Below are 21,406 nucleotides of genomic sequence, written 5' to 3'. Positions count from 1 at the left end.
CAGTTCGCACCCTTATCAGTCCGCACTGCTCCGGAGGACCTCACCGTGCCCGTACCAGCCCTGTGCCCCGTCCTCCTCGGCACGGACCTCGGCATCTACGCGATGGCACGATCCTTCCACGAGGCGTACGGCGTGCGATCGGTGGTGATCAGCGAGCAGCCGCGAGGGCCGATCAACGACTCGGCGATCCTCGAGAACGTGTTCACCGGCGCTGGCGCCGCAGACGAACAGACGCTCGCGGCGTTGTCCGACGTCGCGCAGAGGTATCCCCAGGCCAGGCGCATCCTCGTGGTCAACTCCGATCACCAGCTCGCCTTCGTGTTGCGGCACCGTGAGCAGCTCGAGCGTGAGTATGTGATCCCGTTCGCCGCCGCCGGCACCATCGAGCAGCTGGCGGACAAGCGGGCCATGAACAGCGTGCTTGCCGAACTGGGTATCCCGGCGCCCCGGACGGTCGAGGTGAAGCCGCTGCCGCGGCAGGAAGAGCAATGGCGCGCGAGCGTGCGTGAACTCACGTTCCCGGTGGTGATGAAGCCCTTTGCCGGCGCCGAGTTCGAGGAGCTGACGTTCATCGGGCGGCGGAAAGTGTATGTCCTCGAGCACGCCGATGAGCTCGTCCTCGAACTCGACCGTATCGGCGCTGCCGGCTATGGCGGAACGATGCTGGTGCAGGAGCTGATTCCTGGTGATGACACCGCCAACCGGGTGGTCAACTGCTACCGGGACTCCCGGGGCGAGCTGACGATGGCAGCCTCTGGACACGTCCTGCTGGCGATGCATCAGCCGACCTTCATCGGGAACTCGGCGATCATCATGGTCGACTACGACGCGACCCTTGTCGATGCGGTCCGTCGGGTGCTGGACGCGGTGGGCTTCCGCGGATTCGCCAGCGTGGACTTCAAGGTGGACCCTCGGGACGGCGTCGCGCGCCTGCTCGACATCAATCCGCGCCTGGGGCGGTCGCACTATTATGCGAACGTCGGCGGGGCGAGCACGGCCCGGGCGCTGGTTGCGGACTTCGTGCTCGACCAGGCGCTGCCGCCTGAACAGGCGCAGGAGGACGGCGTCTATGCCTATATCCCCACGTTCGTGCTGCCCCGGTACATCCAGGATGCCGAGTTGCTCGCCCGCGTCCGTGCGGTCTTGCGTCGTCGGCGGGCGGTCCACCCGCTCGGCTACGCCGCCGACCGCAGCCCGCGACGGTGGCTCTATCGCGTGCTGGCGCAGGTGAATCAGCTTCGAGCGCTCCGCCGGTACTACCCCCGGCCCACCGATACCGGCTTCTGACCGGCAGCCGGCCGCTTCAGCCCGTCAGCCCAGCCTGTTCGTACCCGAGTACAGGTGCAGTACGGGCAGGCCGAGAGACTCCCGCGCCCGCGACGCCCAGTCGCGGTGGAACGTGTCCTCGACCGCATGTGGTCGCGTCACGACCACCACCTCGTCGGCCCGGAGCCCGTTGACCGCCTGACGCAGCGCCGGGATCGGGTCGTCTGCGATGACCGCACCCTCCGCGTCCGTTCCGGCCGCCTCGAATCGCTGCAACGACGTGGCGAGAGCGTCGTCGGCCTCCGCCCGCGCCTGCTGCGGATCCGGGCGGTGGGTGAGCTCATCCCAGGCCTCCTTCAGCTCAAAGAGGCTCAGATGATCGATGAAGTCGGTGACGAGATTGCGCTCGGTGTCCTGCGGTACGAGCACATGGAAGCGGGTTCCAGGCGCGTCGTGAAGTTCGCCGATCGCTGCGACGTCGGACTCCTGCAGGGCTTCCTCGGTGAGGACGATGATGAGGGCCATGGCCCGAGCATAGGAGATGGCGAGCTCAGTCCGGTATCGCGGTGTCGTGGCCGTCACCACGGAGCGCAGTACGCAGGCGATCGGCCGCATCATCGAGCTCGGCAGCGGGCACATCCCGTGCGGCGCCGGCCAGATCGAAGTCCGCCGACGACTGGGACGGCCACACGTGCACATGGGCGTGCGGGATCTCGTATCCCTGCACGAGCAGACCGATGCGTTCGTGCACGAACACCTCGCGCTGTGCCCGGGCGATGTGCTGGGCGACTGTCATCACGTGCGTCCACTCCGCGGCCGGAAGGTCCGCCCAGTGGTCGCTCTCTCGCCGGGGGACCACGAGGACGTGGCCGGGTTGCAGTGGCTCGATCGTCAGGAAGGCGGCGCACCACTCGTCCTCCCAGACGAACCGGCCCGGGATCTCGCGATCGAGGATGCGGGTGAAGAGGCTGGCCATGAACTTCACCCTACTCGTGGCGTGCCCAGCGGTGTGGGCAGTCAGGACCTAGGCTGAGGGGGTCGGTTGGTGCCCGAGTACGAGATCTGGAGGAGTCGTGGCCGTGACGAGTCTGGTGATGGTGACGGCGCCGACCAGTGCTGAGACCCTGACCGGATCCGGCTACGAGGCGGCTGACCCGAACCAGCCCCAGCTCAGGGTGACCGATCTCAGCGCCACTCGTGGTGACGGCGTCTTCGAGACGATCGGGGTGATGGACTGTCATGTGCAATCGCTGACGTCCCATCTGCACCGCCTCGCTGCCTCCGCCGCCATCCTGGACCTGCCCGGGCCGCGTCTGGACGTGTGGCGAGCCGCGGTCGAGCACGCCCTTGATCGTGCGGATCCGGCCCCGGAACTGTCCGCGAAGCTGGTCCTCTCGCGAGGGGAGGAGGGAAGCAGACGCTGCACCGGGTGGGTGCGGGTTGCCCCAGCGCCGGACATGTCGCGGGCACGAGCCGACGGTGTCCGGGTACTGACCCTGGACCGCGGGTACCGCTCGGACGTGGCCGAGACCGCACCCTGGCTGCTGCAAGGGGCGAAGTACACCTCGTATGCCGTGAACATGGCGGCACTGCGCTACGCACGGCGCCACGGCGCTGACGACGTCATCTTCATCAGTTCCGACGGTGCTGTGCTGGAGGGGCCCACCGCATCCGTGCTGCTACGCATCGGGAACACTCTGGTCACTCCCGGTACCGACCAGAGCATCCTGCCCGGGACCACGCAGGACCGGGCCTTCCGCTATGCCGAGAATGCGGGCCTGGCGACACAGGCACGCCGGGTCGAGGCGGCCGAGCTCGCGACGGCTGAGCATCTCTGGCTGTGCTCCAGCGTCCGCTTGTGCGCGGCCGTGCGTGAACTCGATGGTCGTGAGCTGACCTGGGACCGGAGGCTGACGGCCGACCTGCTCTCCTGGTTGCGCACGACCCACGACTGAGAGTCGCCAGGCCAGGTCAGCCGTGGGGACCAAGCACGGCCGCTCCCGGCGGAAGCACGAGCTGGTCGCCCTCGATGCGCACGCCCTGCTCCCATGTGAGCAGCACACGCAGGTGGCTGGCGCCGGCGAACGGGATCCGGTGTACCCGGCTGCCCACATTGACCGCTACCGTCACGGCACCGCGCCGCACTAGCGCCCACTCCTCGGTCGCGGTCACCCGGGTGCGTGCCCGGTCGCCGCTGCGCAGGTCCGGCGTCCTGGCCCGTAGTTCGATCAGTGCGCGCGTGAAGTCCTCGATCCGCGCGTGCCGGCCGGTGCCGCGCTCCTGCCAGCGCAGCACGCTCGCGGCAGCCGTCTGAAGATCCTGCGGGTCCGGGGCGTGAGTGCCAGAACCGTAGATCTCATCCCATCCATGCTCGGCGAACTCGCGCGCCCGGCCCTCGCGTACCGACTCCGCCAGCTCCGGTTCGCCGTGGTCGGTCATGTACAGCCAGGGCGTGGACGCGGCCCATTCCTCGCCCATGAACAGCATCGGAGTAGCGGGGGCGCCGAGCAGCAACGCCGCGGAGGCAGCGAGCTGGGAGTCGGTCAGTCGGGCCGCAGGACGATCTCCGAGGCCACGGTTGCCCACCTGATCGTGATTGCTGGTGAAGACGACGAAACGGTGCCCGTCGACGTCCTCGGGCACCGGAGCCCCCCAGTCGCGGCCACGGAAGGTGGAATGCCCGCCGTCGTGCACGAACACTCGTTCCAGTGCCTTGGCGAGCGTGTCGGGTGAGCCGAAGTCGAGGTAGTACCCATGGCGTTCACCGGTGAGATAGGCGTGCACAGCATGATGGACGTCGTCAGCCCACTGCGCCGTCATGCCGAGGCCACCGGCCCGGGTGGGTGTGACCATCCGGACATCGTTGAGATCAGACTCGGCGATCAACGACAACGGGCGTCCCAGTGCGCAGGAGAGGTCCGCGACCGCGTCCGCCAGTTCGGCGAGCAGGTGCGTCGGTGAGTCGTCGACGAGCGCATGGACCGCATCGAGACGGAGGGCGTCGAGGTGGAAGTCGCGCAGCCACCGCAGGGCGTTGTCGACGATGAACCGGCGCACCTCGGATGAACCCGTACCGTCGAGGTTCACCGCATCGCCCCAGGGAGTGGTGTGTCCCGAGGTGAAGTACGGTCCGTAGCGAGCCAGATAGTTCCCGGACGGGCCGAGGTGGTTGTAGACCACGTCGAGGCTCACGGCGATACCGCGAGCGTGGGCCGCGTCCACGAACCGCTGCAGGGCGGCCGGTCCACCGTAGGTGTCGTGGACGGCGTAGAGCGCGACGCCGTCGTAACCCCAGCCGCGCTGCCCCGGGAACGCTGCCACCGGCATCAGCTGGATCATCTCCACGCCGAGATCGCGCAGATACCCGAGCCGTTCCCCGGCGGCGTCGAACGTTCCCGCCTCCGTGAACGTCCCCACATGCAGTTCATACAGCAGAGCCCCGCGTACGTCCCGCCCGGTCCAGGCAGCGTCCTGCCATCGGTGAGACGCCGGGTCGAACGTCCGGGACGGGCCGTGCACACCGGAGGGCTGCCACGGGCTGCGCGGGTCCGGGAACGGACCCGACCCGTCGACCACGAAGGCGTAGTCGGTTCCGGTGGGCAGCTCATGCCCCAGCGCCCACCACCCCTCACGCTGAGCTGTCAGGGAATGCCTGGCACCGTCCACCTCGATCTCAACCGACTCCGCCGCATAGGGTGCCCAGACCCTCACGCTGGACCCCCGCCGTCGGGCAATCGTTCCAGCACGGCCACCGGAGAGGCCGAGAGCAGGCCGGCGAGCGGGACGGCACCGCCGTGAACCTCGCCGCCGGTCAGAACGCAGCGCCATCGACCCTCGGGAAGCACCACCGTGTGCTCGCCCCAGCCGCCGGCCGAGCGCAGCAGGACCGGGAGCCGGGTGACCACCGTGAGCACCTGTGGTTCGACCACACGCCCACGGGCGAACGCCAGCGCGTGGGTGGTCGAGGTCGGCAGTGGCTGATAGCCCGAGCGGTCGCCGACGAAGACGTCGGCCCGGCGCCGGCGCAACCGCAGCAACGCGACCGTGAGGCGTAGCTTCTCCGTCGACAGGTCCTGCGGACAGGCACCGCCGTCGAGCCGCTCCAGGGCCGTACGGATCGACTCGTGGTCGACCGGTCGCCGGTTGTCCGGGTCCACCAGGCTGACGGAAGTCGTCTCTGTGCCTTGATACACGTCCGCGACACCGGGAAGGGTCAGCTGCAGTGCCTTCGCGGCGAGCGTGGCAATCCGCACGGGTTCGCGCGTGCGCTCCTCCCACTGGGTCATCAGCTCGACTACACCCGGATGGGTGAGCAGTGCGGTCACGAACTGCGTCAGCGCCCGCTCAGCATCGCCGTCCTGATCGGTCCAGGTGGTCCACTGCTTGGCCTCCCGTGCCGCCTTCACCAGGTAGGACGCCAGTCGATCCGCCGAGATAGGACCGTCCTCGGTCCACACTCCGGCGAGGGTCTGCCAAAGCAGGTTCTCGGTACGGCCGTCGAGATCCGGCGGTCTGATGTCCTCGGTCTGCTCGCGCAGCCGGCGCACCAGCGCAGCCCACGGTTCACCGAGTTCGGAGATGACGCCGATGCGCGTGCGCACGTCCTCGCCGCGTTTTGCGTCATGCGTGCTCCCAGCCGTCATCGTGCTGGGATGGTGGGCCTGCGTGCGAGCCGCCCAGGCATGCAGGACGTCGGGACTGACGGCGAACCTCCCGGGTGCGCCGCCCACCTCGCACAACGAGGTGAGATGCGTCCAGCGGTAGAACGCCGTGTCCTCCACGCCCTTGGCCATCACCGCCCCGCAGACCTGTTGAAAGCGCACGATGACCTCGTTCCGGCGGGACTCGTGCTGCCTGCCCGCGGAGCCCACCTCGCGCCCGAGCACGAGATCGGTCACGACCTGCAGCGTCTCCAGCCGCTCCGGTTCCAGATGCTCAGCGGCCTGCGCCGCCCACCCTTCGACGAGGGCGGCGTCGGCTGCGGCCAGCGGGTGGCCCGGAATGACGTAGGCCCGGTAGCGATCGCAGGCGACGACCAGTTCGGTGACGGCATCGGTGATGGCGCGCATTGTGTGGTCGCGCAGACGCACGTCATCGTGGCACAGCTCGGCGATCAGACTCGCGAGGCGGTGGACCTCGGCGTACAGGGAGCCGGTGGCGATCTCCCGCTTGGACGCCTCCACCACACGATCGAGGGTGCCGACCACATCGCCGGTGAGCTCGCTCAGCACCGCACCCAGCGGCAGAGCCCCGGCAGGGTCGGTGAGCACCTGGTTCACCCGCCACGCGGCGTCATAGCCGGTGGTGCCGGCGACCGGCCAGTCGCCGGGGATATCTTCGTCCGGTTCGAGGATCTTCTCAGCCACGATCCACCGGCCATCCGTGGCACGATCCAGACGGCGCAAGTAGCCGCCCGGGTCGGCGAGGCCGTCAGGATGGTCGATGCGCAGCCCGTCCACCATGCCGGCCTCGACGAGCTCGAGCAGCAGGCTGTGCGTGGCGTCGAACACGTCCGGATGCTCGACCCTGACCGCCACGAGCGATCCGACATCGAAGAACCGGCGGTAGTTCAGCTCTTCATCGGCTACTCGCCAGTACGCCAGCCGGTAGTGCTGGCGTTCCAGTAGGTCCGCGAGCGGAAGGTGCTCGGTACCGGCCCGGATCGGGAACCGGTGGTCGTAGTAGCACAGCACCGGGCGGTCGGGTGTGATCTGGTTCTCGGGCTCGTCGAGAGTCTGTACGGCGATCTCACCCGCGGCCATGGCTGCACCGACCCGGCGTCCGAGCACCGGCATCAGGACCTGTGCTTCGTCGGAGAAGTCGACGTCGAACCAGTTGGCGTAGGGGGAGGCCGGCCCGAGTTCCAGCAGCGACCACAGCTGCCGGTTGTGGCTGGCGGGAGTCGGGACGGCCATGTGGTTGGGGACGACGTCGACGACGATGCCCAGGTCCCGGGATCGTGCGGCAGCCACCATGCGTGCGAAACCGTCCCGACCACCCAGTACCTCACTGATGCGCGAGTGATCGACCACGTCATATCCATGGGTCGACCCCGGTGAGGCGGCGAGGATGGGGGAGAGGTACAGGTCGGTGACACCCCGTTCGGCGAGCGGTCCGGTCAGGGCCGCGACGTGGTCGAAGGTCAGGTCGGTGCCGAGCTGGAGGCGGTACGTCGAGACCGGGGTGTGGGACCTCATGTGCTCTCCGGCTCTTCCGGCGCCGGGCGAGCGAAGACCACGATGCTGCGACCAGTCACGGTCACAGTCGCCTCCGCAGGCAGCTCGGCGTCCAGGTCCTGGTCGGTGTCGGTGGTGAGCACGGGGCTCCACGGCTCGCCGTAGGAGGCATCGGGCAAGGTGAAGTCGAGATCGTCGGCGCTGGCGTTGATCAGCACCATCAACGAGTCGTCCTCGATGGGACGGCCCCGGGAGTCCGGTTCCTCGATCGCCTGCCCGTTCAGGAAGATGGCCAGTGACCGGGCGTAGGCGGTGTTCCAGGACTCGGCGTCCATGAGCGCACCGCTGGGCTCGAACCAGGCGATGTCGGGCAGCTCGGGCAGGCCGCCGGGCGCGGAGGTGGAGCCGTTGAAGAACCGGCGACGGCGCAGGACCGGATGATCTCGCCGGAAGGCGATCACCGTGCGGGTGAACTCCAGGAGGGACTGGGCCTGCGCGTCCAGATTCCAGTCCACCCAGCTGAGGGGGTTGTCCTGAGCGTAGGTGTTGTTGTTGCCCTCCTGGGACCGGCTGAGCTCGTCTCCGTGGGAGATCATCGGCACCCCCTGGGAGAGCAGCAGCGTGGTGAGGAAGTTGCGCTGCTGCCGCGAGCGCAGACGTTCGATCGCCGGATCGTCCGTGGGCCCCTCGACCCCGCAGTTCCAGGACCGGTTGTGGCTCTCACCGTCCCGCCCGTCCTCGCCGTTGGCCTCGTTGTGCTTGTCGTTGTAGGAGACCAGGTCACGGAGAGTGAAGCCGTCGTGCGCCGTGACGAAGTTGATGGAGGCGATCGGGGTACGGCCGGTGTGCTCGTACAGATCCGAGGATCCCGTCAACCGGCTCGCGAACTCGCCGAGGGTGGACGGCTCACCACGCCAGAAGTCGCGGACGGTGTCCCGGTATTGACCGTTCCACTCGGTCCACAGTGGGGGGAACCCGCCCACCTGATATCCACCTGATCCCAGGTCCCACGGTTCGGCAATGAGTTTGACCTGCGAGATCACCGGATCCTGCTGGATGATGTCGAAGAAGGATGAGAGCCGGTCGACCTCATGGAACTGTCGGGCCAGTGTGGCCGCGAGGTCGAATCGGAAGCCATCCACGTGCATCTCGGTGATCCAGTAGCGCAGCGAGTCCATGATGAGCTGCAGCACGTGCGGGGAACGCATCAACAGCGAGTTCCCGGTACCGGTGGTGTCGAAATAGTGCGCCTTGTCCTCGTCGACGAGGCGGTAGTAGGAGGCATTGTCCAGACCCCGCAGGGACAGGGTCGGGCCGAGGTGGTTGCCTTCGGCGGTGTGGTTGTACACCACGTCCAGGATCACCTCGATGCCCGCCGCGTGCATCGCCTTGACCAGACTCTTGAACTCCAGCACCTGCTCCCCGCGTGAACCCCATGCGGAGTACCCGTTGTGCGGGGCGAAGAAGCCGATCGTGTTGTAGCCCCAGTAGTTGGTCAGGCCCTTCTCCATGAGGTGGGGGTCCTGGATGAACTGGTGCACCGGCATCAGCTCAAGGGCGGTCACGCCCAGCTCGACGAGGTGGCCGACGACGGCCGGGTGCGCCATCCCGGCATAGGTGCCCCGAATGTCCTCCGGGACCTCCGGGTGCTGCATGGTCATGCCGCGTACATGCGCCTCGTAGATGACGCTCTCGTGATACTCGGTCTCCGGCGGGTGGTCGTGCCCCCAGTCGAAGAACGGGTTGGTCACCACGGAGGTCATGGTGTGCCCCGCCGAGTCCATCGTGTTGACAGGGCCGCTCGGGTCATCGAAGTAATACGAGTACAACGCCTCATGGCCGTCGATCTGGCCATCGATCGCTTTGGCGTATGGGTCGAGCAGGAGTTTGGCCGGGTTGCACCGGTGCCCGGAGGACGGGTCGTGGGGGCCGTGGAGACGGTAGCCATAGCGTTGTCCGGGTCGTATCCCGGGCACGTAGGCGTGCCACACGAACGCATCGACCTCGGTGACCTCGATGCGTTCTTCGGCACCGTCGTCGTCGATGAGGCAGAGCTCGACCCGGTCCGCGATCGAGGAGTACAGGGCGAAGTTGGTGCCGGTGCCGTTGAAGGTGGCACCCAGCGGGTAGGAGTGTCCGGGCCAGGTCTGCATGGTCACAGCCTGCCAGAGCCGTGGTGCGCGAGGGGAGCGCCTCGAGGTCTCTGGCGCTCAGGAGCTACTCGACGACGAGGGAGATCACGTGATGGCCGGTGGCGCCGCTCGGAGCCGGTGGCATGACCTCGGCGGTCTGCACCTCGTTGTCGTCCCACGCCCGGCACCGGATCTCATGCCTGCCCGGTGTGGCGTCGGGCCAGGTGAACGCCCACTGCCGCCAGGTGTCGATGCTCACGGTGGAGACCAGCTCGGCGTCACGCCAGTCGTCGTCGTCGATTTGGACCTGCACCCGGGTGATGCCGCGCTGCTGCGCCCAGGCCGTGCCTCCCAGGCGGACCTCACCGGGTGGGACCGTGGCGCCGGAGCGAGGGACGTCGATCCTGGAGGCGGTCCGGACGGGACCGCGTGCGGACCAGCCGCGGGGTGTCCAGTAACCCTCGTCGTCGGCGAAGGTCGTGACCTTCAGGTCTGTGACCCACTTGGTGGCGGAGACATAGCCGTAGAGCCCTGGGACGACCATGCGTACGGGGAACCCATGTTCGAGAGGAAGCGGCTGCCCGTTCATCCCGACGGCGAGCAGCGCGTTGCGCTCGTCGGTGAGCGCCTCCAGGGGAGTCCCTGCCTTCCAGCCGTCCGCGCTGGTCGACAGGACCATGTCTGCCCCCGCGCGTACACCGGCGCGGGAGAGCAGGCTCCGTACCGGCAGTCCGAGCCAACTGGCGTTGCCCACGAGAGTGCCGCCGATCCGGTTGGACACGCACGTCAACGTCACCATCGCCTCGGTGAGACCGGAGTCGAGCAGCTCGGCATAGTCGATCCGCACCTCCTCATCGACCATGCCGTGCACCCGCAGCTCCCATTGGGCCGGATCGAGCTGCGGCACCCGCAACGCGGTGTCGATGCGATAGAAGTCCTCATTCGCGGTGACGTAGTCGGGCATGCCGGACAGCTCGACTTGGCTCGCGTCGATCCGGGCAGCTGTGGCCTCGTCCGGGGTGTGCGCAGGCTCGGGCAGGACGATGGTCTCGCGCGCTCCCATCACCGAGCTCCGGGCGCGGGCGAGCACGGAGCCGGCCGCCGCCAGCGCCACCGCGAGAGCACCGGCGCCCGCTGCGGCTGAGAGGAACCGGCGCCGTCCCGGGCCATGCTCGTCCAGCTGTGACGATCGGGCGACGTGGACGAGCAGCAGCAGCGTCGCCACCCCGCTCGCCGCGGCCACCAGGGCTGGAACGAACGACATCGCGGAGGTGTCGGGCCGTGTGCCGGCGGCGAGGGCGCATACCGTCGCAAGCGCAAGGACTGCCACCACGGCAGCGCGTCTGCTACGGCCGGCCAGTATCCCGGCGAACCCGGCGAGCACGATCGAGACCAGCCCCATCACCACGAACAACGCGGCCTTGTCGCCCGTACCGAACGCCTCGACGGCGAAGTCCTTCAACCACGGGGGAGTGAGGTCCACGACGGTGGCGCCGAGCGCGGCGTGCGGTGCTGCTGGTGGGTCGAGCAGGACGGCCGTCAGCCATCCGGAGGCGAAGAACACGGCACCGGAGAGCACACCCGCGGTGGCCAGGTGTCGTCGGGATCGGGGGCGGTCGGTGGTCATGGTGGCCACCGTACGCAGCCCGGCCCAATCAGAGGGCCGTGAGATGTTACAGAGCGGTGAGCATCAGGTGCACGAGTGCGTCCACCTGCACCGTCTCGCTGGAGGTGATCTCGGTGTCGGTGCCATCGAGCGCCCGCGCCGCCAGCGACTGCTTGGAGTCGATCAACTCGGCGATCTTGGTGTCGATGGTGTGCGCGGCCAGGATCCGCCAGGCCGTCACCGACTCCTCCTGGCCGATACGGTGCACGCGGTCGATCGCCTGCTCCTGCTCGGCCGCGGTCCAGGAGAGCTCGGCGAGCACCACATTGGAGGCAGCGTGCAGGTTCAGCCCGACACCCGCAGCCAACAGGGAGCACACGGCAACGGAGACCTCGGGATCCTTCTGGAAGGAATCGATCGCGGACTGACGGACCTTGCTCGACTGGTCGCCACGGATGGAGACCGTCCGCAACCCGGCATCGGCGAGAACCTGCTCGGCTGCGTCCATGACGTCGATGTGCTTGGCGAAGAACACCACCTTGCCGACAGAGTGGACGAGCTGTGCGGTGTAGTCGGCCGCAACCGCCGCCTTGGCCTGCCCGATGCGGCGCACCATGGTGAAGACGTTCTCGCCGTCCGCCTTGGGTGAACTGGACTCCAGCTCTGCTCGGGCCACCCGGCGCATGAGTTCGAGGTCGGGTCCGGCACTGGCGTCGTATCCGCCCTCGCGACTTTCCAGCATCCGCCGGTAGCGGGTGAGGAGTCGCTGTGCGAGTTCGCGCTCAGCGGCACGGATCGAGCGGCCCACCTCGTTGTCGAGTTCGACCGGCAGGTCGGCCACACGCTTGGCAGGCAGGTCCTTGGCCACGTCGTGCTTGGTGCGTCGCACGATCCCCAGATCGATGACGGCGGAGCGAGCCTCCGGATAGAAGCCCCGGTCCGCTGGGGTCAGCCCGCTCTGCTCAAGCCGGCGTCGCAGGCCCGGGGAAGGGTGGCGCCCGTCCGTCCAGCCGAGGAACTGCCAGATCGCGTTGAAGTCCTCGACATCGTTGATCAGGGGCGTCCCGGTCAACGCCATCAGCAAGGGCTCGTTGCCCGGCGTGCGCTCACGGATCTGGCGCGACAGGGCAAGCACATGCTGGGACCGCTGCGAGGTGAGGTTCTTGATGAAGTGAGCTTCGTCGACGACCATCGAGCCGAACCCGAGCGTGGACAGCCACGCCAGGTGCCGGTCGAGCACGGCGTAGTTCACGACGAACACGTCCGCGAAGGCATCGACATCGCGTCCGTCACCGTGAATGACTGTGACTCGGCGTTGTGGCGTCCAGCGCTGCACCTCACGAGCCCAGTTGATCTTCACCACGTTCGGGACGACTGCCAGCATCGGATACGCCTGCGCGACGGATGCGGCCAGCACCGACTGCGCTGTCTTTCCCAGCCCCGGTTCATCGGCGAGCAGGAAGGTGCGGTGCCCACGCCGGACGGCTTCCAGCAGCTGAGCCTGGTGGGGCATCAGCTGCAGTCCAGCGGGGGAGAAGATGTCACGCCGGGGGGCGGCAGGGAGGTTCATGGTGGCTGCACCGCCACCAGCACCCTGCTCGAAGGCGCGGTAGAGCGGGTCCATGAGGTCCCAGCCGGAGAGGTACCCGTTCTCGGCCGCGGGAATGCGCGTGCTGAGATCAGGTTCGAGGAACGGATTCGCCCGCACCCGGGCGCGGACCTGCGTAGGCACCACCTGGCGGTCGGCCAGCTCGGCGGGAACGACGGTTGTCTTGCGCTGCTGGGGTTCCTTGATGACGAGCTCTTCCTCGGAGAGCTCTGCCCCGGACTCCAGGAGCCACTCGTTGCGCATCCGCTGCGCGGCGGCCGACGGGGCGCCCTGTGGATCGAGCAGGCTGAGCAGCGAGGTGTCCTGCGCCGCGGTCCGCGCCAGAATCGTCGCAACGCCGTCGAGACGTTTCAGCACCTCTGCCCGGGCACCGTTCGTGATCGAAGCGTCGCCCTTGATGCGCGCGCGTTCTTCCCGCACGAGCAGGGCGATCACCTGGAACTTGATCCGATTGGTGGGCCCCACCTTCCCCTTGACCGACTTGGCCTCCACCTCTCGCACGCGACGGGCGAGAATGGGCAGGATCGGTGCGGGGTCCTGGGCGCGCGGAGTCCGGCGTCCAGAGCGGTTGGACGTCCGGGAGCCGGCTGACGGCACGTGGTCCTCCTGAGCAGGCACGACTTCGTAGGACGGTGAGAGTCTTCCTACGCACTGCGTTGCGCACCGATGCCGAACGGAGCCGGGCTGGTACGCCCCGGGGACGGCACAGCTGGCCGGTCTCCTGCTCGATAGCGCATGAGCGGAAACCACAGTCTGACGCCGCTGCGCTGACCAGGTCCCCGCCCGTGTGGTTCCGGATCATCTCGTGGCCACGCATGGCCTCGAGCTGCATCCCGGATCCTGTGGGCGATACTGGGTTCGAACCAGTGACCTCCTCGGTGTGAACGAGGCGCTCTACCACTGAGCCAATCGCCCGGGCGTCCGCCGGTGGTCGGCGTGACGAGTGACGATCCTAGCAGGCCCGCAACGGTGCTCTGCACCCCATTCACGTCGAGGTGATGGTCCGGGATGGTTGTCGAGGGCGGCCTCCTCAGGTGCTCGTCAGTCCGATCAGCCGGGACGCCTTGAGCTCGGTCTCCTCCCACTCGCGCTCCGGCTCGCTACCCCACGTGATGCCGGCACCGGTGCCGAACCGCAACCGTTCCTGCGACCACCAGAACGTGCGGATGCCCACGGCCAGGCGGGCCGTCCCCCGGTCGGCGTCGATCCAGCCGATCTGGCCGCAATACGGCCCCCGGGCGACCGGCTCCAGGGAGTCGATCAGCTGCAGGGCCGTGGACTTGGGTGCGCCGGACACGCTTCCGGGGGGATGGGTGGCGCCAAGGATCTCGGTCCACACGCGAGGATCGGTCGCGGGGTCGCCGCGTAACCGGCCCTGGACGCGGGAGACGAGGTGCACCAGGCCAGGGTGGCGTTCGACGCGGAGCAGGTCGGTGACGGCGACCGTTCCGGGCGCGCAGACTCGTTGCAGGTCGTTGCGGACGAGATCGGTGATCATGACGTTCTCGGCCCGGTCCTTGTCCAGCAGGCCGGATTCTTCGGCCGCCGTGCCCTTGATCGGTCCGGAGCTGATCTGCCCACCGGAGATCTCGATCGACAACTCCGGTGAGGCGCTGACGATCCAGCATCCGGGATCGCCGGCGGCGGCCAGCGGCGGCACGTCGATCATGGCGGCGTACGGCGCCGGGTTGCCACGGGCGAGCCGCACGGCCAGTGCTGCCGGGTCCGCACGCTGGGGCATCGCCGCCGACAGCACGCGGCAGACGTTCACCTGATAGACCAGACCCTCGCGCACCGCATCCCGTACATCCTGGACCGCGCTGATATAGCCGAGTTGATCGAGCGAGGATGCCCAGTCGGACGGTGCCGGTCCCCGCCACCGTCCGGCATCACGGACCACCCGGTCGCTGGTGTCGACGTGGCGGAAGCGCCAGGCGTGGATGGGGCCGTCGAACTCGGCGACCACGGCCCACCATCCGCCCCGGCTCAGCGCGTCGGGGTCGGTTCGCAGGTCAGCCTGGTCGATGACCCCCCTCGCGTGCGCACCTCGGAACCATGCCCGCCCCGGGCGGTCCGCAGCGGCAGCCGGGGATGGGGCCAGGGGTGGGTGATAGGGGTCATGTGGCACCCGGCACACGCTACTCACCGGGGCCGATTTGGACCTCACGGACCGAGTGGGTTAAAGTCTCTGTCGCACGCCAAACCGCACCAGATGCGGGAGGCAGCATGCGGATGTGGCTCAGTTGGTAGAGCATCACCTTGCCAAGGTGAGGGTCGCGGGTTCGAGTCCCGTCATCCGCTCGGAGACGGCGGCCCACGAAGGAGACGACGGGTCTCACGTCGTCACCCGGTGGGTTGGCCGAGAGGCGAGGCAGCGGCCTGCAAAGCCGTATACACGGGTTCGAATCCCGTACCCACCTCGCATTCATAGGGGCGATTGGCGCAGCGGTAGCGCGCTTCCCTGACACGGAAGAGGTCACTGGTTCGAACCCAGTATCGCCCACCAGATCTCCACCGAAGAGCCCCGGCTACACAGCCGGGGCTCTTCGTGCACGTGTGCCTGTCCGGCGGATCGGTACGTGCGTGCCTCGCTCACGCTCGTGACGCGCCTGGGGCCGCGCGGGTGCTTCTGCGCGTCCGGTAGTCGATACGATCGGTGCTGACCGTTGTCACCCGTCCGCATTCGTACAGCCAGGAGTGCCCGTGCCCGAGATCACCCTCCACGTCGATGACTCACCGCGAACTGTCCCGGTGGGCACGACGGGTACGGACCTGTTCGGCCAGGAGCGCGACGTCGTGGCCGTCCGGGTGGACGGGCGGCTGCGTGATCTGGACCGCGACGTGAGCGACGGCCAGATCGTCGAGGCCGTCCGTCTGGACTCCAGCGACGGTCTGGACATCCTGCGGCACTCCTGCGCCCATGTCCTCGCGCAAGCGGTCCAGCAGGTGCATGAGGACGCGCGCCTGGGTATCGGCCCGCCCATCACCGACGGCTTCTACTACGACTTCGACGTCGAGACCCCCTTCACCCCGGAGGATCTAAAGGCGTTGCAGAAGGCGATGGCCCGCATCGTCAAAGAGGGACAGACCTTCCGCCGCCGGGTCGTCACCGAGGACGAGGCCCGGGCGGAGCTCGCCGAGGAGCCCTACAAGCTCGAGCTGATCGGGATCAAGGGAGCTGGAGGTGATGCCACCTCGGCAGCCGAAGGAGCCGGCGCGGAGGTCGGCAGTGGCGAGCTGACGATGTACGACAACCTCCGCCGCGACGGGTCAGTCGCGTGGAAGGATCTCTGCCGGGGCCCGCACCTTCCCAGCACCCGCATCATCGGCAACGGGTTCCAGCTCATGCGCAGCGCCGCGGCCTACTGGCGCGGCAGTGAGAAGAACCCGCAGCTGCAGCGGATCTATGGCACGGCCTGGCCCACCAAAGAGGCCCTGCGCAGCCACCTGGAACGTCTCGCCGAGGCCGAGCGGCGTGACCACCGCAAGCTGGGCTCCGAGCTGGACCTGTTCTCCTTCCCGGAAGAGATCGGCTCCGGACTCCCGGTCTTCCACCCCAAGGGTGCGATGGTGCGGATGGAGATGGAGAACTACTCCCGTCGTCGGCACGTGGAGGCCGGGTACTCCTTCGTCTCGACTCCGCACGTCACCAAGGGCCACCTGTTCGAGACCTCCAAGCACCTCGAGTGGTATGCCGACGGGATGTACCCGCCGATGCGCGTGGACGAAGAACGCGACGCCGAGGGGCAGATCATCAAGGCCGGCCACGACTACTACCTCAAGCCGATGAATTGCCCGATGCACAATCTCGTTTATCGCTCCCGCGGCCGCTCCTACCGCGAACTGCCGCTCCGGCTGTTCGAGTTCGGGCATGTCTACAGGTACGAGAAGTCCGGTGTGGTGCACGGCCTGACCCGGGCGCGGGGCTTCACCCAGGACGATGCCCACATCTACTGCTCCCGTGAGCAGATGCGCGAGGAGCTCGGGTCGCTGCTGACCTTCGTGCTGGACTTGCTGAAGGACTACGGTCTGGACGACTTCTATCTCGAGCTGTCCACCCGGAACCCGGAGAAGTCTGTCGGTGACGAGGAGACCTGGGAGGAGGCCACCCGCACGCTGGCTGAGGTCGCCGAGGCGTCCGGACTCGACCTCGTGCCAGATCCCGGTGGCGCCGCGTTCTACGGGCCGAAGATCTCGGTGCAAGCCAAGGACGCCATCGGCCGTACCTGGCAGTTGTCGACCATCCAGCTGGACTTCTTCGAGCCGGATCTGTTCGAACTCGAGTACACCTCCAGCGACGGCAGCCGGGAACGGCCCGTCATGATCCACCGTGCTCTGTTTGGCTCGATCGAGCGCTTCTTCGGGGTGCTGACCGAGCACTATGCGGGGGCCTTCCCCCCGTGGCTCGCTCCCGTCCAGGTGGTCGCGGTTCCCGTGGCCGAGGTGTTCGACGACTATCTGCGGGGCGTCGTCGACCAGTTGCGGACCGCAGGCGTGCGCGCCGAGCTGGACAGCAGCGACGACCGATTCAATAAAAAGATCCGCAACGCCACGAAGGAGAAGGTGCCATTCGTGCTCATCGCCGGTGGTGAGGACGCCGAAGCCGGCGCCGTCTCCTTCCGTTATCGCGACGGCACGCAACGCAACGGCGTCCCGGTAGCTGAGGCGATCGAACTGATCCAGGACGCGATCGCCACCCGCGTGCAGGTCTGAGGTGGAGGCAGCCGGATCGATGGCGGGCGTCCCGGACGGGTACGACCGACTGTGGACTCCCCACCGGATGGCCTACATCGGTGGCGAGTCCAAACCCGTGGACGACCGTCCGGGGCCCGGTTGCCCGTTCTGTGCGGCACCCGAGGGTGATGACGAGACCGCTCTGATCGTGCACCGGGGACACACCTGCTACGTGGTGCTGAACCTGTACCCGTACAACCCCGGGCACCTGCTGGTGTGCCCGTATCGCCACGTGCCGGACCTGGTGGCGATGAACCGGCAAGAGCGGGCCGAGCTGATCGAGCTGACGGAGGCCGCGATGGTGCACCTGCGCGCCGCGAAGGCGCCGGACGGCTTCAACCTCGGCATGAACGCCGGCGAGGTCGCCGGGGCAGGTGTTGCGGCGCACGCCCATCAGCACATCGTGCCCCGGTGGCGCGGGGATGCGAACTTCCTGCCGATCGTGGGCCGGGCGAAGGCCGTTCCGGAACTCCTCGCCGACACCAGGCGTGAACTGGCCCAGCAGTGGGGGAGTGACAGTGGTTCTCGGTAACCGTGGCCGCTCGGTCACGTCGACGATCTTCGGCCCGCTGGCGCGCACGCTCGTGCGTGCGGGTGTTCACCCGGACGCCGTCACCCTGACCGGGACGCTGCTGGTCTCGGTGGCCGCACTGTGGCTCTTCCCCACCGGGCACCTGGCAGCCGGAGCCTTGATCATCGGTGTGCTCGCCTTCACCGACTCCGTCGACGGGCTGATGGCTCGTGAGCGTGGGGGATCGTCGGCGTTCGGGGCATTCTTGGACTCCACGCTGGACCGCCTCTCGGACGCCGCGGTCTTCGGCGGCCTCACGTGGTACATGACGACGTCCGCTCCGGCTGCGTGGCAGTTGCCAGGGCTGGGGGTGGGGCTGGCCTGCCTGGTGACGGGCATGCTCGTCTCCTATGTGCGGGCGCGGGCCGAAGGGCTGGGGATGCGCGCATCGGTCGGGATCGCCGAACGCGCCGATCGCCTCGTCGTGGCGCTGGTGGCGGCTCTTGCGGTCGGTCTCGGTGCCCCGGATGGCGTGCTGGTCCTCGCGCTCGGAGTCCTGGCCGCGGCTAGTGCGGTGACCGTCGTGCAGCGGGTGCTGACCGTTCGCGGTCAGGCCAGGCAGATGGAGGCCGGCGATGAGGGCAACTGATCCGGCCCGGCTGTTCGCACTCGCTTGGCGGTGGGTCCCCCGGATGCCGAGGGGGCTGGCCAGCGCCCTCTTCGACGTCATCGCCGTGGCTGTGCACACTCTGCGCATCCCTGGGGTGCGGCAGCTGGAACGCAACCTCGACCGGCTCGTTCCTGGCCTCTCCCGCCGCGCCCTGCGCCGGCTCTCCCGCCGCGGCATGCGCTCGTACATGCGGTACTACTGCGAGGCCTTCCAGCTCCCGGGGATGACGGAGACCGAGGTCGACGCCCGCGTACGGGCGTCGGGGCACGAGTGGGTGGCTGATGAGGTTCGTGCTGGCGGCACCGTCGTGCTGGCGCTCGGGCACGCGGGCAACTGGGACCTCGCCGGCGCATGGGCGAACCGGCACCTGGGTACCGTGATCACGGTGGCTGAGCGCCTGGAACCCGAGGAGCTGTTCGAGGAGTTCTTGGCGTTCCGCGAGTCGCTCGGGATGGTGATCGTCCCGCACGAGCGCGGTGGTGGAGTGTTCCGCCACTTGCTCAGGGCCTCGCGTCGTCCCGGCGTGGTGCCGCTGCTGGCCGATCGCGACTTGTCCTCCACTGGCGTCGAGACCGAGCTCGATGGTCCCGGCCGTCCGGCACTGCGCGTGGCTCCCGGTCCGGCGGCTCTCGCTCTCGCCCGAGGGCACCGACTCGTCCCCGTCCTCGTCTCCTACGAGCGGTTGCGTGGTGCGCGGCGCCGGGCCGCCCGTAGCCGCTGGGGAGTTCATATCGAGTTCCTTGAGGAGACCCCGGTGCCAGATCGCGCCGGAGCATCTGTGCAAGCGCTCAGCGCCACGCTCACGCGCACCTGGTTCGCGGCCTACGCCGCGCGCCTCGCCCAGGTGCCCGAGGACTGGCACATGCTGCAGAAGGTCTTTGTCGACGATCTCGACCCAGCCCGACGACGTGGGACGGGGGAGGGACCATGAGGGTCGGCCTGGTCAGCCCGTACTCCTTCGACGCCCCGGGCGGTGTCCAGTTCCATATCCGCGATCTGGCCGAGCGTCTCCTTGACCTCGGACACCCGACCTCGGTGCTCGCGCCGGCTGAAGACGACACCGAGCTTCCGTCCTATGTGGAGTCGGTGGGCGGCGCCGTACCGGTGCGCTACAACGGGTCAGTCGCCCGGCTGGCGTTCGGGCCGGTGGTCGCAGCTCGGGCGAGCCGGTGGCTGGCCGCCGGCGAGTTCGACGTGGTCCACATCCACGAACCGTTCGCACCCTCGGTCGGCCTGATCTCCCTGCGGCTCGCGGATGTGCCCGTCGTGGCCACGTTCCACTCCGCGCAGGAGCGTTCCCGGGCGATGCAGCTCGCTTACCCACTCGTACGCCCCGGTCTGGAACGGATCAGTGCGCGGATCGCCGTCTCGGAAGATGCCCGTCGCACCGTTGTCGAGCACCTCGGCGGTGACGCGGTGATCATTCCCAACGGGGTCAACACCCGCACCTTCGCCGAAGCGCCGGTGCAGCCGGCATGGCAGGGCACGGCCCAGGCACCCACGATCGCCTTCCTCGGGCGACTGGACGAATCGCGCAAGGGCCTGCCCGTTCTGCTCGGCGCGGTCGCGGCCGTCCGCGCCCGGTATCCGGGAGCACGTTTCCTGGTGGCAGGACGAGGCCATCTGGAGGCGGCAGTGCGAGGCATGGGTGACCATGCTGCAGCGGTTGAGGGACTCGGCGGCATCAGCGATGCCGAGAAGGCCTCACTGCTCGCCTCGGCCGACGTGTATGTCGCTCCCCAGACCGGCGGGGAGAGCTTCGGCATCGTGCTGGTGGAGGCGATGAGCGCCGGGACCACGGTCGTGGCCAGCGATCTCAACGCCTTTCGGCGCGTGCTCGACGACGGCGGCTCCGGATTCCTGTTCGCCACGGGAGACTCTGCCTCGCTGGCGCAGACGATCTGCCGAGCCCTGGACGATCCGGCGGAAAGCCGGGCGCGCCGGGCGCACGCACGCTCCGCCGTCGTGCGTTTCGATTGGGACGAGGTGGCGGCGCGGATCCTCGACGTCTACGCGATGGTGACGCCCACGCCGGGCCCGGTGAGCGGGGTACGGCCCTTGTTGGGCCGGCTCTTCAGGAGGGGAGAGGCATGAACGCTGCCGAGATCGCCCTGATCGTGGTCGCCGGGCTCATCCTGATCGCCGTCGTGCTGGTGACGGCGGCACGACGGCTCGATCGGCTGCACCGTCGTGAGAACAGTTCCCGGGCAACGCTCGAGGCCCAGCTCGTGCACCGCGCGGAGTCCGCGATCGCACTCGCGGAGTCGGGATTGCTCGATCCTGCCGGCGCCATGGTGGTGGCTGACGCCGGGTGGCGCGCGGCGGTGGAGTCTGAGCGCTTGGTCGGCGAGGACGATCACAGTGCCACCGGCCCGGGCCGAGCCGTCGGTCAAGCGCGTGGCCTCGCGGAGAGCGAACTGAGCCGGGCGCTGCGCACAGCTCTGGGCACACCGGAGGATCAGCGTCCGCTGGCCGCCACCCCCGACGGCGCAACTCACCTGCGCACCCTGGCTCACCACGTCTACCGGGTGCAGTTGGCGCGCCGGTTCCACAATGACGCCGTCGTCCAGATCCGGCACGTCCGCAGTACCTGGGCGGTGCGGTTGTTCCGGTTGGCGGGCCTCGCCCCGATGCCACGACCGTTTGAGATGGACGACGAGGTCGACGTGCTCGACCCCGGTCCGGATGTCACGCCCTGAGGT

At 68.4% G+C, this 21,406-nt stretch carries 16 protein-coding genes and 4 tRNA genes; 11 read left to right on the top strand and 9 right to left on the bottom strand.

Annotated features, from left to right (window positions below):
* Window positions 1-45 precede the first annotated feature (45 nt).
* Window positions 46-1,287 carry a carboxylate--amine ligase gene (locus tag IM660_RS10150; RefSeq protein WP_193495198.1) on the top strand — a complete coding sequence of 414 codons (1,242 nt, stop codon included), beginning with the start codon at window positions 46-48 and terminating at the stop codon, window positions 1,285-1,287.
* A gap of 24 nt (window positions 1,288-1,311) precedes the next feature.
* Here IM660_RS10150 and IM660_RS10145 read toward each other — a convergent pair whose 3' ends face one another.
* Together IM660_RS10145 and IM660_RS10140 are read right to left on the bottom strand one after the other, a co-directional pair.
* On the bottom strand, window positions 1,312-1,791 hold the full coding sequence (locus IM660_RS10145; protein WP_193495197.1) for a hypothetical protein: 480 nt from the start codon (window positions 1,789-1,791) through the stop codon (window positions 1,312-1,314).
* A 25-nt stretch (window positions 1,792-1,816) separates the two neighbouring features.
* A complete protein-coding gene (locus tag IM660_RS10140) occupies window positions 1,817-2,242 on the bottom strand; it encodes an HIT family protein (RefSeq protein WP_193495195.1) in 426 nt (141 codons plus the stop codon).
* A 103-nt stretch (window positions 2,243-2,345) separates the two neighbouring features.
* Here IM660_RS10140 and IM660_RS10135 point away from each other — a divergent pair, with 103 nt between their 5' ends.
* Window positions 2,346-3,221: an aminodeoxychorismate lyase gene (locus tag IM660_RS10135; protein ID WP_246464888.1), complete on the top strand. Its 876-nt coding sequence runs from the start codon at window positions 2,346-2,348 to the stop codon at window positions 3,219-3,221.
* Between the two features lie 16 nt (window positions 3,222-3,237).
* Here IM660_RS10135 and treZ read toward each other — a convergent pair whose 3' ends face one another.
* The 7 genes from treZ to IM660_RS10100 form a co-directional block, all read right to left on the bottom strand.
* Window positions 3,238-4,977: a malto-oligosyltrehalose trehalohydrolase gene (treZ, locus tag IM660_RS10130; protein ID WP_193499543.1), complete on the bottom strand. Its 1,740-nt coding sequence runs from the start codon at window positions 4,975-4,977 to the stop codon at window positions 3,238-3,240.
* Window positions 4,974-7,463: a malto-oligosyltrehalose synthase gene (gene treY, locus IM660_RS10125; protein WP_193495192.1), complete on the bottom strand. Its 2,490-nt coding sequence runs from the start codon at window positions 7,461-7,463 to the stop codon at window positions 4,974-4,976. Before treY ends, treZ begins: the two co-directional genes overlap by 4 nt.
* Window positions 7,460-9,595: a glycogen debranching protein GlgX gene (gene glgX, locus IM660_RS10120; RefSeq protein ID WP_193495190.1), complete on the bottom strand. Its 2,136-nt coding sequence runs from the start codon at window positions 9,593-9,595 to the stop codon at window positions 7,460-7,462. Before glgX ends, treY begins: the two co-directional genes overlap by 4 nt.
* Before the next feature lie 64 nt (window positions 9,596-9,659).
* The gene (locus tag IM660_RS10115) at window positions 9,660-11,201 is read right to left on the bottom strand and encodes a molybdopterin-dependent oxidoreductase (RefSeq protein WP_193495189.1); all 1,542 of its coding nucleotides are present in this window, start codon (window positions 11,199-11,201) and stop codon (window positions 9,660-9,662) included.
* A 46-nt stretch (window positions 11,202-11,247) separates the two neighbouring features.
* Window positions 11,248-13,386 carry a DEAD/DEAH box helicase gene (locus IM660_RS10110; RefSeq protein WP_193495187.1) on the bottom strand — a complete coding sequence of 713 codons (2,139 nt, stop codon included), beginning with the start codon at window positions 13,384-13,386 and terminating at the stop codon, window positions 11,248-11,250.
* A 246-nt stretch (window positions 13,387-13,632) separates the two neighbouring features.
* Window positions 13,633-13,704 (bottom strand) — tRNA-Val (locus IM660_RS10105).
* Between the two features lie 115 nt (window positions 13,705-13,819).
* The gene (locus IM660_RS10100) at window positions 13,820-14,917 is read right to left on the bottom strand and encodes a chorismate-binding protein (RefSeq protein ID WP_246464887.1); all 1,098 of its coding nucleotides are present in this window, start codon (window positions 14,915-14,917) and stop codon (window positions 13,820-13,822) included.
* Between the two features lie 100 nt (window positions 14,918-15,017).
* Here IM660_RS10100 and IM660_RS10095 point away from each other — a divergent pair.
* The 9 genes from IM660_RS10095 to IM660_RS10055 all read left to right on the top strand — a co-directional run bounded on the left by IM660_RS10095 (window position 15,018) and on the right by IM660_RS10055 (window position 21,403).
* A tRNA-Gly gene (locus IM660_RS10095) sits at window positions 15,018-15,090 on the top strand.
* 48 nt (window positions 15,091-15,138) lie between these two features.
* Window positions 15,139-15,209, top strand: a tRNA-Cys gene (locus IM660_RS10090).
* Between the two features lie 11 nt (window positions 15,210-15,220).
* Window positions 15,221-15,295, top strand: a tRNA-Val gene (locus tag IM660_RS10085).
* 197 nt (window positions 15,296-15,492) lie between these two features.
* The gene (gene thrS, locus IM660_RS10080) at window positions 15,493-17,502 is read left to right on the top strand and encodes a threonine--tRNA ligase (protein ID WP_193495185.1); all 2,010 of its coding nucleotides are present in this window, start codon (window positions 15,493-15,495) and stop codon (window positions 17,500-17,502) included.
* A 19-nt stretch (window positions 17,503-17,521) separates the two neighbouring features.
* Window positions 17,522-18,055: an HIT family protein gene (locus tag IM660_RS10075; RefSeq protein ID WP_193495183.1), complete on the top strand. Its 534-nt coding sequence runs from the start codon at window positions 17,522-17,524 to the stop codon at window positions 18,053-18,055.
* On the top strand, window positions 18,036-18,683 hold the full coding sequence (gene pgsA, locus IM660_RS10070) for a phosphatidylinositol phosphate synthase (RefSeq protein ID WP_246464886.1): 648 nt from the start codon (window positions 18,036-18,038) through the stop codon (window positions 18,681-18,683). The genes IM660_RS10075 and pgsA overlap by 20 nt, the downstream gene beginning before the upstream one ends.
* A complete protein-coding gene (locus IM660_RS10065) occupies window positions 18,670-19,635 on the top strand; it encodes a phosphatidylinositol mannoside acyltransferase (protein ID WP_193495180.1) in 966 nt (321 codons plus the stop codon). Before pgsA ends, IM660_RS10065 begins: the two co-directional genes overlap by 14 nt.
* The gene (locus IM660_RS10060; protein ID WP_193495178.1) at window positions 19,632-20,798 is read left to right on the top strand and encodes a glycosyltransferase family 4 protein; all 1,167 of its coding nucleotides are present in this window, start codon (window positions 19,632-19,634) and stop codon (window positions 20,796-20,798) included. Before IM660_RS10065 ends, IM660_RS10060 begins: the two co-directional genes overlap by 4 nt.
* The gene (locus tag IM660_RS10055; protein WP_193495176.1) at window positions 20,795-21,403 is read left to right on the top strand and encodes a hypothetical protein; all 609 of its coding nucleotides are present in this window, start codon (window positions 20,795-20,797) and stop codon (window positions 21,401-21,403) included. Before IM660_RS10060 ends, IM660_RS10055 begins: the two co-directional genes overlap by 4 nt.
* Window positions 21,404-21,406: the final 3 nt, after the last annotated feature.

Origin of the sequence: Ruania alkalisoli, from assembly GCF_014960965.1 — a bacterium.
Lineage (GTDB): Bacteria > Actinomycetota > Actinomycetes > Actinomycetales > Beutenbergiaceae > Ruania > Ruania alkalisoli.
Note: the sequence above shows the minus strand (reverse complement) of the source record. Positions and strands in the feature narration are given on the sequence as shown.